The 12,041-nt window shown below is 72.7% G+C and carries 11 protein-coding genes; 1 reads left to right on the forward strand and 10 read right to left on the reverse strand.

Going from position 1 to position 12,041, the window contains the following annotated elements; genetic code table 11:
- Window positions 1-181 precede the first annotated feature (181 nt).
- From OG875_RS13175 to OG875_RS13195, 5 genes are all read right to left on the reverse strand, one after another.
- Window positions 182-1,711 carry a DUF7059 domain-containing protein gene (locus tag OG875_RS13175; protein WP_330174407.1) on the reverse strand — a complete coding sequence of 510 codons (1,530 nt, stop codon included), beginning with the start codon at window positions 1,709-1,711 and terminating at the stop codon, window positions 182-184.
- Between the two features lie 256 nt (window positions 1,712-1,967).
- Entirely contained in the window at window positions 1,968-2,555 is a 588-nt protein-coding gene (locus OG875_RS13180; RefSeq protein WP_330174408.1) for a small secreted protein, read from the reverse strand.
- 201 nt (window positions 2,556-2,756) lie between these two features.
- On the reverse strand, window positions 2,757-5,183 hold the full coding sequence (locus OG875_RS13185) for a sodium-translocating pyrophosphatase (RefSeq protein WP_330174409.1): 2,427 nt from the start codon (window positions 5,181-5,183) through the stop codon (window positions 2,757-2,759).
- Between the two features lie 249 nt (window positions 5,184-5,432).
- Window positions 5,433-5,897 (reverse strand): ATP-binding protein, encoded by a 465-nt coding sequence (locus tag OG875_RS13190; protein WP_330174410.1) that lies wholly within the window; start codon window positions 5,895-5,897, stop codon window positions 5,433-5,435.
- 132 nt (window positions 5,898-6,029) lie between these two features.
- Window positions 6,030-6,383, reverse strand: a complete 354-nt coding sequence (locus OG875_RS13195; protein ID WP_003967428.1) for an STAS domain-containing protein — start codon at window positions 6,381-6,383, stop codon at window positions 6,030-6,032.
- 80 nt (window positions 6,384-6,463) lie between these two features.
- Between OG875_RS13195 and OG875_RS13200 the strand changes: the two genes are divergently transcribed.
- Window positions 6,464-8,998 carry a DEAD/DEAH box helicase gene (locus tag OG875_RS13200; RefSeq protein ID WP_330174411.1) on the forward strand — a complete coding sequence of 845 codons (2,535 nt, stop codon included), beginning with the start codon at window positions 6,464-6,466 and terminating at the stop codon, window positions 8,996-8,998.
- A gap of 92 nt (window positions 8,999-9,090) precedes the next feature.
- Here OG875_RS13200 and OG875_RS13205 read toward each other — a convergent pair whose 3' ends face one another.
- The 5 genes from OG875_RS13205 to OG875_RS13225 form a co-directional block, all read right to left on the reverse strand.
- Window positions 9,091-9,543: an Rv3654c family TadE-like protein gene (locus tag OG875_RS13205; RefSeq protein ID WP_330174412.1), complete on the reverse strand. Its 453-nt coding sequence runs from the start codon at window positions 9,541-9,543 to the stop codon at window positions 9,091-9,093.
- On the reverse strand, window positions 9,540-9,926 hold the full coding sequence (locus tag OG875_RS13210) for a TadE family type IV pilus minor pilin (RefSeq protein WP_330174413.1): 387 nt from the start codon (window positions 9,924-9,926) through the stop codon (window positions 9,540-9,542). The genes OG875_RS13205 and OG875_RS13210 overlap by 4 nt, the downstream gene beginning before the upstream one ends.
- Window positions 9,913-10,137 (reverse strand): DUF4244 domain-containing protein, encoded by a 225-nt coding sequence (locus tag OG875_RS30985; RefSeq protein WP_443079258.1) that lies wholly within the window; start codon window positions 10,135-10,137, stop codon window positions 9,913-9,915. Before OG875_RS30985 ends, OG875_RS13210 begins: the two co-directional genes overlap by 14 nt.
- Window positions 10,138-10,338: 201 nt before the next feature.
- On the reverse strand, window positions 10,339-11,139 hold the full coding sequence (locus OG875_RS13220) for a type II secretion system F family protein (RefSeq protein WP_330174414.1): 801 nt from the start codon (window positions 11,137-11,139) through the stop codon (window positions 10,339-10,341).
- Window positions 11,136-12,032 (reverse strand): type II secretion system F family protein, encoded by an 897-nt coding sequence (locus tag OG875_RS13225; protein ID WP_330174415.1) that lies wholly within the window; start codon window positions 12,030-12,032, stop codon window positions 11,136-11,138. Before OG875_RS13225 ends, OG875_RS13220 begins: the two co-directional genes overlap by 4 nt.
- Between the last annotated feature and the right edge of the window lie 9 nt (window positions 12,033-12,041).

The following is a 12,041-nucleotide window of genomic DNA, read 5'->3' on the forward strand; positions in this document are numbered from 1 at the left end:
CACGCCACCGGGGCAGAAGTGGCGGGCTCGTCGCCCCGAAGCGGCCGGGCGCCGGTTCCTGGTGAAGGGACCGGGCCACCAGCAGCCGGGCAGCGTCGTGCCGGGCTCGTCGCGAGACGCGAACGGACCGGGGCTCGCCGAGCGGTGTCCCGGCGCGGCCCATGGATCGCCCGACGGTCGGTCAGGCGGTCGGCGCGGCCACCGGCACCAGGAAGCCCTCCTCCACCAGCAGCCGGATCGCCTGCGGCGTCCGGTCGCGCAGCTGCACCGGGTCCTCACCGACGAGTTGCGCGATCGCGTCCAGGATCCGCCCGGCGCTCAGCGTGCCGTCGCAGACCCCGGCGAAGCCCGCGGCGACCGTGTCCACCTTCGTCGCCCGCCGCATGCCCCGGTTCTGACGGAGCAGCACATGCTCGGGGTCCTCGGCGCCGGGCAGTCCGACCTGCTCCTGGACCACCTCGGGGGCGAGTCTGAAATGCGCGGTGAGCAGGGCGGCGTCGTCGTGCGCGCGCAGATAGTCCTGCCGCTCGAAGTGGGCCCGTACGGTGTCGCCGAGCGGCTGCTCCACGGGATGCGGCCAGTCCTCCACGACCACCGAGGGCCGCTCGCCGCCCGTCTTCCTGAGGGTGATCCAGCCGAAGCCGACGGCCTTGGTCTTCCGTGCCTCGAACTCGTCCAGCCACGCCTCGTACCGCGCCGCGTACGCCTCCGGGTCCGCCCGGTGGTCCCCGCTGTCGCGCAGCCACAGCTCCGCGTACTGCGTCACGTCCTGCACCTCGCGCTGCACGATCCAGGCGTCGCAGCCGCGCGGCACCCAGGAACGCAGCCGGTCCTGCCACTCCTCGCCCTCCACGTGCTGCCAGTTGGCGAGGAAGTGCGCGTACCCCCCGTCGGCGAGGTGCGCGGCGGTCTGCTGGACGAGCGTCCGGCAGAGGTCGTCGCCGCCCATCCCGCCGTCGCGGTAGGTGAGCCGGGCGCCGGGAGAGATCACGAAGGGCGGGTTGGACACGACGAGGTCGTACGTCTCGCCGTCGACCGGCTCGAACAGCGACCCCTCGCGCAGGTCGGCGGCGGGCGCCCCGGACAGCGCGAGCGTGAGCCGGGCGCACCCCAGCGCGCGCGGGTTGAGGTCGGTGGCGGTGACGGCGGTCGCGTGGTGCGCCGCGTGCAGTGCCTGGATGCCGGACCCGGTGCCGATGTCGAGGGCCCTGGCGACGGGCGTACGGACGGTGAGCCCGGCGAGTGTCGTGGACGCCCCGCCGACGCCGAGCACCACCCCTTCGCCGTGGCCGCTCGCCCCGGCGGCGCCGCCGACAGCGCAGCCCGCGTCGGAGACGATGAACCAGTCCTCGCCGTCGGGGCCGCCGTACGGCCGTACGTCCACGGTGGCACTGACCAGCGCGGCACCCTCGCCGTCCACGGAGGTGCTCTCCACGACCCAGCCGTCGGCCAGGCACAGCTCCAGCGGGAGCGCCGCGCGGGCCCGGTCCGCAGGGACCGGTGACTGGAGCAGGAAGAGCCTGACGAGCGTTTCGAGCGGGGTGTCGCCGCGCGTGGCCCGCAGGGCGGGCACGGTCTCGCTGCGGGCCAGCGCGGTGTAGGCAGGCGCGCCGAGCAGGTCAAGCAGGCCGTCGACGGTGAAGCCGGCGGCGAGCAGGGCGTCGCGGAGCAGGGGCGAGTGGTCGGGCGCGGGAAGGCTGGTCGTACTCACCCGCCCATTGTGACGGCTGCCACTGACAACCGCCCACGCCCCGGCGTCCTGGAGGGCGGGGCCGGGCCACGCGGCGTACCTCCGGAACCGCGACCGGAACCGGCGGACCGAGACCGGTCACGGCCGACGCACGGACGTCGACCGGCCGCTGGGAGCGGCCCGCCCTTGAAAGCGGGGCCGGTCGGCCTACGTACGGAGGATCGCCCGCCCGACAGCTCGGCGGAGCCGGAACCGCGTCGTCGGAGCCGGAACCGGGTCACGCCGCGGGCGCGCCCGCCCCGGCGTCGGCGGGCGCGGAGGTCTTCGGACGCTGGCAGCCGGGCTGCTTGGCCATCGCCGCGCCGACATCGCCGGACTGGAGCTTCTGGAGGGCCCTGTCACCGCTCGTGCTGAGCTTGGCGAGTTCGTCGGCGACGCCCTTGAGGCCGTCCGCGAACTTCGCCTGGTCCTTGATGTCGAGGTCGTCCACCTTGGTCTTGAGACCGGCGTACGCCGCGGAGGTGGTGTTGAGCTCGCCGACGGCCTCCTTCTGGGTCTTCTCGCCGTCCTCGACGGGCGGGGCCCCCGCCGTGTTGACGGCCGAGCCCAGCGCCTTGTAGGCGTCCGAGATGGACTGGAAGGCCGCCGAGTCGGTCTTCTGCACGTCGGCGGGCTTGCTGCTGCCCGAGGTCGCCTGCTGGATGGAGGCGTTGGCGCCGGCGATCTTCGTCAGCTGCGGCTGGACCTGGTCGCAGACCTTCTTGGCCCAGTCGTTCACCTTGGTGTCGCTGTCGTCACCGCAGCCCGACAGCGCCATGAGCAGTACCGAACCGCCTGACAGTGCGGCTGCGAGCTTCTTGTTCACCGGATGGGGTCCCTTCCACGGCTCTCGGCCCCGGAACATACACGCCATGTGGTCCCCTTCCGCACGCCAAGTGACCGCTCAATCCTCCTTTGTGGCTATTTGATCCGAGGGAGAGAACGCTCACGTCGTCCGTTCTCCCGGCACGCCGACAGGCGGGCGGCGTGTCAGGACCCGCCGCCCGCCCGCCCGTCGCACGACTCTTCAGGAAGCGACCGCCGAGCCCGGTGACGTGGTCGTTCCGTCCCCGGAAGCTCCGCCTCCGCTGACTGCCGCGCTTTCGCCGCCTCCGTCGTCGACGGTCACCGAGCGCCGCTTGGAGACGTACACGGCGCCGACTATCACCCCGATCGCCAGCACGGCCACCACGGCCCGTATCCCGGCGCTGGCGTCGTCCCCGTAGCTGAACTGCACCACCGCGGGGGCGATCAGCAGCGCAACCAGGTTCATGACCTTCAGCAACGGGTTGATCGCCGGGCCCGCCGTGTCCTTGAACGGATCTCCCACGGTGTCACCGATGACGGTCGCGGCATGGGCGTCGCTGCCCTTGCCGCCGTGGTGCCCGTCCTCGACGAGCTTCTTGGCGTTGTCCCACGCCCCGCCGGAGTTGGCGAGGAAGACCGCCATCAGCGTGCCCGTACCGATCGCGCCGGCCAGGAACGAACCGAGCGCGCCGACGCCGAGCGAGAACCCGACGGCGATCGGTGTGAGCACGGCGAGCAGGCCGGGTGTGGTCAGCTCGCGCAGCGCGTCCTTCGTACAGATGTCGACGACACGCCCGTACTCCGGCTTCTCCGTACGGTCCATGATCCCCGGGTGCTCACGGAACTGCCGCCGCACCTCGTAGACCACCGAACCGGCCGACCGCGACACGGCGTTGATCGCGAGGCCGGAGAAGAGGAACACGACCGCCGCCCCGAGGATCAGCCCCACCAGGTTGTTGGGCTGCGAGATGTCCAGGCTCAGGCTCATCTCACCGGCCTTCGCCCCGACGTCCGCGACGGCCGTGGCGATGGCGTCGCGGTACGAACCGAACAGCGCCGCCGCCGCCAGCACGGCGGTGGCGATGGCGATGCCCTTGGTGATGGCCTTCGTCGTGTTGCCCACGGCGTCGAGGTCGGTGAGCACCTGCGCGCCCGCGCCCTCGACGTCCCCGGACATCTCGGCGATGCCCTGGGCGTTGTCGGAGACCGGGCCGAAGGTGTCCATGGCGACGATGACACCGACGGTGGTGAGCAGGCCGGTGCCGGCCAGCGCGACCGCGAAGAGGGCGAGCATGATCGAGGCGCCGCCGAGCAGGAACGCCCCGTACACGGCGAGACCGATCAGCAGCGCCGTGTAGACGGCGGACTCCAGGCCGATGGCCACACCGGCGAGAACGACCGTGGCCGGGCCGGTGAGCGCCGATTTGCCGATGTCGCGCACCGGGCGCCGGTTGGTCTCCGTGAAGTAGCCCGTGAGCTGCTGGATGAGCGCCGCGAGCACGATGCCGATGGCGACGGAGACCAGCGCGAACACCCTCGGGTCCCCGGAGTGCGAGGTGATCTCCTGGGCGGTCACCCCGTCCAACTCGGCGTAGCTGGACGGCAGATAGGTATACGCCGCGACGGCCACCAGGATCAGCGAGATCACCGCGGAGAGGAAGAATCCCCGGTTGATGGCGGTCATGCCGCTGCGGTCGGACGGCCGGGGCGCGACGGCGAAGATGCCGATCACCGCCGTGACGACACCGATCGCGGGGACGATCAGCGGGAAGCCGAGCCCGAAGTTGCCGAAGGCCGCCGTGCCGAGGATCAGCGCGGCGACGAGCGTCACGGCATACGACTCGAAGAGGTCGGCCGCCATGCCCGCGCAGTCGCCGACGTTGTCCCCGACGTTGTCGGCGATGGTCGCCGCGTTGCGCGGGTCGTCCTCGGGGATGCCCTGTTCGACCTTGCCGACGAGGTCGGCGCCGACATCGGCGGCCTTGGTGAAGATGCCGCCGCCGACACGCATGAACATGGCGATCAGCGCGGCGCCGAGACCGAAGCCCTCCAGCACCTTGGGCGCGTCCTCGGCGTAGACGAGGACCACGCAGGAGGCGCCGAACAGGCCGAGGCCCACGGTGAACATGCCGACCACACCGCCGGTGCGAAATGCGATCTTCATCGCCTTGTGCGCGACGGCGGTCAGATCCTTTTCCGGTTCGCCTTCCGCCGGAGTCGCCTCACGCGCGGCAGCGGCGACACGCACATTGCTCCGTACGGCGAGACGCATGCCGAAGTATCCGGTGGCCGCCGAGAAAAGCGCGCCCACCAGGAAGAACAACGAACGTCCCGCGCGTTCCGACCAGCCTTCCGCCGGCAGCAGCATCAACAGGAAGAACACCACGGCGGCGAAAACACCGAGGGTGCGCAACTGCCGTGCCAGATAGGCATTCGCGCCTTCCTGTACAGCGGCGGCGATCTCCTTCATGGACGCGGTGCCCTCGTCGGCCGCCAGCACCTGACGGACCAGTCGCTGGGCCACCAGCAGCGCCGCCAGTGCGATGACCGCGACGACGATCACGATCACTCTGTTGCCGTCGGTGAGTACCGCGGCAGCGAGAGAAGTGGAGTGCTCGGACAGTTGTGGATCGACGTTCTCCGCCATTCGTCCTCCTTGACGCTCAGCGCTCAAGATGGACGGATTGTAGGGAGCGGAAGCCGATCAAAACAGAGTGCCCGCGACGTGTAATTGACCTTGGCGTGCGGAACCGCAAAAGATCGGCCTCGAAAAGGACCTTGGAATTCTCCGTGCGATCCATGAATTTCCGGTGATCAATTTCTTCGGAACAAAAAGAAAAGGCCCTGCTCAGCAGGGCCCTCAAAGAAATTGGATCAAAGAATGTGGATCACGCCGTCACGAGAGCGAGACCGCCGAGGTGGTCGGCCAGCTCATCCGGATGACGCCACCGGTGGCATCGGAGGTCACTTCCACGTCGTCCACCAGACCGCTGATGACCGCGAGGCCCATCTCGTCCTCACCGTCGCCCGCGTCCGCCTCGGTGACATCGCCCGAGAGTACGGACCTGCGGGAGACCGGCACGTTCTCCGCCGCGGCGGCGGTACCCGGCGCGGGCACCCCGTCGCCGACCTCGATGGAGAAGACCTTCTCCTCCTCGGTCAGCGCGACCCGCACCGGCTCGGTGATGCCGTGGCTGCGATGCAGACCGACCGCGCGACTGCACGCCTCTCCGACGGCGAGCCTGACCTCGTCCAACACCGCCTCGTCGACACCGGCCCGGCGCGCCACGGCAGCCGCCACCAGACGGGCCGTCCTGACGTGTTCGGGCTGGGCGCTGAAGCGGAGTTCAACGGTGGCCATGCGATCCCCCTCAGACGTACGAGCGTGCGAATCACGCGTGCGATCGGGCGCGGGCGGCCCCGGGCATGACGCCCGGTGCCCCCTGCCCTTCTTCCGGTCCTACCTCGGCTCTTCCGAAGCCTCCGGCCGGCCTCAGTCGGTGGCGGCGACGGCCTCGTCGACCGTGGTGTGAATGGGGAACACCTTGGTCAGGCCAGTGATCCGGAAGATCTTGAGAATGCGCTCCTGGTTGCAGACCAGACGCAGCGAGCCCTCGTGGGCACGCACACGCTTGAGTCCACCCACGAGCACGCCGAGACCGGTGGAGTCGAGGAAGTCCACGCCCTCCATGTCGACGACCAGGTGGTAACTGCCGTCGTTCACCAACTCGACCAACTGCTCGCGCAGCTTGGGCGCGGTATACACATCAATCTCGCCACCGACCTCGACGACCGTACGGTCGCCACCGGGGCCGGACACATTGCGAGTCGACAGGGACAGGTCCACGGATCCTCCAGCACCTTGCAATCGAGCGGTCGCCCCTCGGGTCTCTCCCGACGGAGCCAGGGGGCGTATCGCCAGCCGCGATGGCATTCAATCACTTACCGGCAGCCATGCACGACGCCTTAGGACCATTGTCCGCCACGCCAGTGACACACTCGGTGCCGATGGCCACGAATCGAGGTCCCGACAGGCCGCCCGTGAACGGGGGCTCCCGCCCTTCCCCCGGTACGGTCCTGGACCGGCTCACCGCGGGGCCGGGCCGGGCTGCGCGCATCACCCATACGGAGCACTTGCCCCCGCGTGCGGGTCGGCATGCCGTCTGGCCCGATCGCATCCGTCCGGAAGTGATCAAGGCCATCCAACTGGCCGGGGTCGACCATCCGTGGGCCCACCAGGCGACCGCCGCCGAGCACGCCCTGGACGGCGAATCCGTCGTCATCGCCACCGGCACCGCGTCCGGCAAGTCCCTCGCCTATCTCGCGCCGGTGCTCACCGCCCTCCTGGACGGCTCCGAGGCGCCGAACGGGCGCGGCTCGACCGCCCTGTACCTCTCCCCGACGAAGGCGCTCGCCGCCGACCAGCGGCGCGCCGTGAAGGCGCTGGCCGCGCCCCTGGGCAACGGGGTGCGCCCCGCCGTGTACGACGGCGACACCCCGGTCGAGGAGCGCGAATGGGTACGCCAGTACGCCAACTACGTGCTCACCAACCCCGACATGCTGCACCGAGGCATACTGCCTGCCCACCCCAGGTGGTCCTCCTTCCTGCGCTCGCTGCGCTACGTCGTCGTCGACGAGTGCCACACCTACCGCGGTGTCTTCGGCTCCCACGTCGCCCAGGTCCTGCGCCGTCTGCGGCGTGTCTGCGCCCACTACGGCTCCGACCCCGTCTTCCTCCTCGCCTCCGCCACCGCCGCCGAACCCGCGCTCGCCGCCGGCCGGCTCACCGGCCTGCCCGTCCACGAGGTGGCCGACGACGCCTCACCGCGGGGCGAGATGGTCTTCGCCCTGTGGGAGCCGCCGCTCACCGAACTCCACGGCGAGAAGGGCGCACCGGTCCGCCGTACCGCCACGGCCGAGACGGCCGACATCCTCACCGACCTGACGCTCCAGGGCGTCCGCTCGGTCGCCTTCGTACGCTCCCGGCGCGGCGCAGAACTCGTCTCCGTCATCGCGCAGGAACGGCTCGCCGAGGTCGACCACTCACTCGTGCGGCGCGTCGCCGCCTACCGGGGCGGCTACCTGCCCGAGGAGCGCCGCGCCCTGGAGCGCGCCCTGCACTCGGGCGAACTCCTCGGCCTCGCCGCCACCACCGCCCTGGAGCTGGGCATCGACGTGTCCGGGCTCGACGCGGTCGTCATCGCCGGCTATCCGGGCACCCGTGCCTCCCTGTGGCAGCAGGCGGGCCGCGCGGGCCGTGCCGGTCAGGGCGCCCTCGCGGTGCTGGTCGCCAGGGACGATCCGCTGGACACCTTCCTCGTCCACCATCCCGAGGCGTTGTTCCGGCAGCCCGTCGAGTCGACCGTGCTGGACCCGGACAACCCGTACGTCCTCGCCCCCCATCTGTGCGCGGCCGCCGCCGAACTGCCGCTCACGGAAGCCGATCTGGACCTCTTCGGTCCCGCGGCGCCGGACCTGCTGCCGCAGCTCGTCACGTCCGGGCTGCTGCGGAGGCGGGCGGCCGGCTGGTACTGGACGCGGCGTGAGCGCGCCGCCGATCTCGCCGACATCCGGGGCGGGGGCGGCCGACCCGTCCAGATCGTCGAGAAGGACACCGGCAGACTGCTGGGCACCGTCGACGAGTCGGCGTCCCACGCCGCCGTGCACGACGGCGCCGTCCACCTGCACCAGGGACGGACCTATCTGGTGCGGCGGCTGGACCTGGCGGACTCGGTCGCGCTGGTCGAGGAGGCCGTCCCGCCGTACTCCACGATCGCGCGCGACACCACCGCCATCTCCGTGCTGGAGACGGACACCGAGATCCCGTGGGGCGGCGGGCGGCTGTGTTACGGCTCCGTCGAGGTCACCAACCAGGTCGTCTCCTTCCTCCGCCGCCGGCTCCTCACCGGCGAGGTCCTGGGGGAGACCACACTCGATCTGCCTCCCCGTACGCTGCGCACCCGCGCCGTCTGGTGGACGGTCACCGAGGACCAGCTCGACGCGGCCCGGATCAATCCGGAGCAGCTGGGCGGCGCCCTGCACGCCGCCGAGCACGCCTCCATCGGGATGCTGCCGCTGTTCGCCACCTGCGACCGCCGGGACATCGGTGGTGTGTCCGTCCCACTCCACCCGGACACGCTGCTGCCGACGGTCTTCGTTTACGACGGCCACCCGGGCGGCGCGGGCTTCGCCGAACGCGCCTTCCACACGGCGCGCGCGTGGCTGTCCGCGACCCGTGAGGCCATCGCGTCGTGCGAGTGCGAGGCGGGCTGCCCGTCGTGCATCCAGTCCCCGAAGTGCGGCAACGGCAACGAGCCTCTGCACAAGCGCGCGGCCGTCCGGCTCCTCGGCGAGCTCCTGAAGGGAGCGCCGCGGTCCGGGCCTCCGGAAACCACGGACCTGCCGGGCCCCCGTCCGCCAGCGACGGCCGAACGGGCCGAGGCCGGCGCGTCCGGCGGCTGAGCCCACGGCGACGCGCCCGGCGCCGGACGGGACGGCTGCCGAGAACCCGCACGCAGCCCGGCGGACGTCGCAGAGCCGGAGTCCGGGTGACGTCACGAGCCCGGAGCCCTGTCCGGCGGTGTCCGGGACGGCGGTGTCCGGGACGCCGGTCGTACGGGGCCGGGGTCCGGTGCGGCCGTCGGTGGCGGTCCGGCCGAGGGCGCCCGCGCGGGCAGCGCGTCCGGTGGTCCCGCTCGGGACCTGACCGTGGGTGCGTACGGGCCGAAGGCCGCCCGCGCGGTCACGTCGGCGATCTCCCCGACCACGGCGCACCGCACCACCCGAGCGTCCTGGGCCCCGGCGATCTCGGCCGCCCGCGCGCAGGCGGCCTCAGGTCCGCGCAGCGCGTAGCCGGCGGCGGCCAGCGCGGCCAGATCGGCCGCCGCGCCCGCGCGGTGTCGGGCCGCGACGGCCTGCCCCAGGGCGAGGATCGTCGCGAACACGACGCACAGTGCGGTCGCCGCCATGGCCGCCCAGACCGTCGCCGACCCCCGGTCCCGGTTCACGGCCCCGCCCCGTGGGCCAGGGCGTCCTCGGCGGGCGCGACCGCCTCCGCCGCCAGCGTCAGGGCGATACCGCGCGGTCCGGGGGTCGGGGCCTCCACCCGCACCCGCCACAGGTCGGCCGAGCGCCCCAGTGTGATCTCCGCGCCGGCGGGTGCGGCCGAACGGGCGGCCTCGACCGCCGTCGCCCGGGGTTCGGAGCGGGCAGCCGCCCGCGCGCCCGCCCGAGCGGCGTCCACGCACTGGATCTGCGCGGACGCCGCCGTCAGCGCCCAGAGCAGCGCCGCGACGAACACCACCAGCCCCGGCACGGCGAGGGCGGCCTCCGCCGTCACCGCTCCCCGGTCGCCGCCCTCGCCGGCCGTCACCGGCTCAGAACTTCGCATCGAGGGCGTTTCCGATGACCGATTCCAGGGCGGCTGAGACGGCCCCGCTGGTGACCACCTTGTAGAGGACCGCGGCGAACCCGCACGCGGCGAGCGTCCCCATCGCGTACTCGGCGCTCGCCATGCCGGAATCCGCCCCCGCCCGGTTACGGAACCACGACCCGCCGCCGACCCGCACCCGGCTCCGCCGCCGTCGGCTCACCCCGCTCATCGTCTCCACCACGCGCTTCGCCCGCCGTCCGGGCAGTGTCATCCGCATCATCGTCATGTCAACCTCCTGTTGGAAAAGCTCAGTTGGATCACTCGGTCCGACCACTCGGGTCGGAACAGCTCGGTGGGAACAGCTCGGTGGGAACAGCTCGGTGGGAACAGCTCAGTCATGTCGGTAAGGCCGGTCAGCGCGTCGGGGCGCTCACTCGCCGCCCAGCAGCCCGGCGGCCAGGCCGATCACCACCGGGGCCACTCCCACCGCCAGGAAGGCGGGCAGGAAGCACAGCCCCACGGGAGCGGTGATCAGCACCTGCGCCCGGCCCGCGCGGGCCGTGGCCTGCCGGGCGCGCTCCGCCCTGAGACCGTCGGCCACCCGGGAGACCGGCTCGGCAGCCGGCGCCCCTGTGGACCCGGCCCGCTCCAGACAGCGGGCCAGCTCCCCGGCGCCCGGTATCCCGCCGAACCGCCCCCAGGTCGCCGCCGGTTCGCCGCCGAGGCGCAGCGTCGCGGCCGTACTGACCAGCCGTTCACCCACCGGTCCGCCCAGCGACTCCCCCACCGCCTCCGCCGCTTCGCGCGGACCCGCCCCGGCCGTGACGCAGGCGGCCAACAGATCCGCCGCGAGCGGCAGTTGGCGCGCGGCCTCCGCCATCACCTCGTCCGCTTCGGCGCCGGTTCCGGGCCGCGTACGCAGCCACCGCGCGACGGCGTACGCCCCGGCGAGTCCCACCGCCCCTCCGGCGGCCCCGCCGACCAGGGCCCAGCCGAGGCACCCGGCCCCCAGGGGCGGGCCCCAACGCCGCAGCCACGCCCGGTACTCCGGTCGCGCGTGTCCAGGGTCGGGAGTCGTCGCCATGGCCAGGAGGGTCACCGTCCGGCGGCGCGCGGCTCGTTCCCGCCGCCGCCCGGACCAGGCGAAGGTCACGGACACCGCCGCCGCGACCAGGGCGACGGTCACCCACAGGCTGTGGACGACATCCCCGCCTGCGAGGCGCCCGTTCATGGCGTGCTCCCGCCCCGGACGATCCGCCGCGCCCACCAGAGACCGGTCGCCTCCAACAGCAGGCCCAGGGCCAGGCAGCCCAGACCGGCCGGGGTGTGCAGCAGCACCCTCATCGGGTCGGCGCCCATGGCCCCGCCCATGGCCAGGGCAGCCACGGGCAGGAGCGCCAGCACCACCACCGAGGACCACGCGCTGACCAGCTGGGCCCGCAGGGCGTTCCGCTGGTCCCGCTCGGCCCGCAGTCCGGCGCCGAGGCGGTCGAGCCCGTCGGCCAGTCCCGCTCCGCCGTCCACCGCGACCCGCCAGCAGGCGGCCACGCCGACGAGGCCGTCCGCTCCCGGTCGTCGCGCAGCCCCGCGCAGTGCCTCGGGGACGTCGCCGCCGAACCGGGCCGCCGCGACCACCGAGGCGAGTTCCGGGCCGTCGAACTCCCGGCCGACGGCCCGGACCGCGGTGATCAGCGCCTCGGCCGGCTGGGCACCGGCTCTCAACTCCCCGACGAGCGCGTCACCGAGGCGGCGCACCGCGTCGGCCCGTCGCTCCGCCGCGCGTCGGGTCTCCCCGGCCCGCAGTCCGCGCCGCGCGAGTGGCACCGCCACCGCACCGGCGAGCAGCGGCAGCACCGACTCACCCCACAGGGCGAGCAGCACCGAGGCAGGCAACGCGAGCCACTCCTTCCCCCACCCCACCAGGCGGTCGCGGAGTATCCGCAACGTGCTCTCCCAGGTGACCACCGGCCGTCGCCTCACGGCCCCGGTGGTGGAGCCGTCGTTGCCCCCACCGAGGAGCGACTCCGCGCGCCGCAGGGCCCGTCCCCGTTCCACCAGCAGCCAGGCCGCCAGCCCCGCGCACACAGCCGCCCCGAAGACGGACACGGGGACGGGGACCGGCATCGGTGCCGC

Source organism: Streptomyces sp. NBC_01498, assembly GCF_036327775.1.
Taxonomy (GTDB): domain Bacteria; phylum Actinomycetota; class Actinomycetes; order Streptomycetales; family Streptomycetaceae; genus Streptomyces.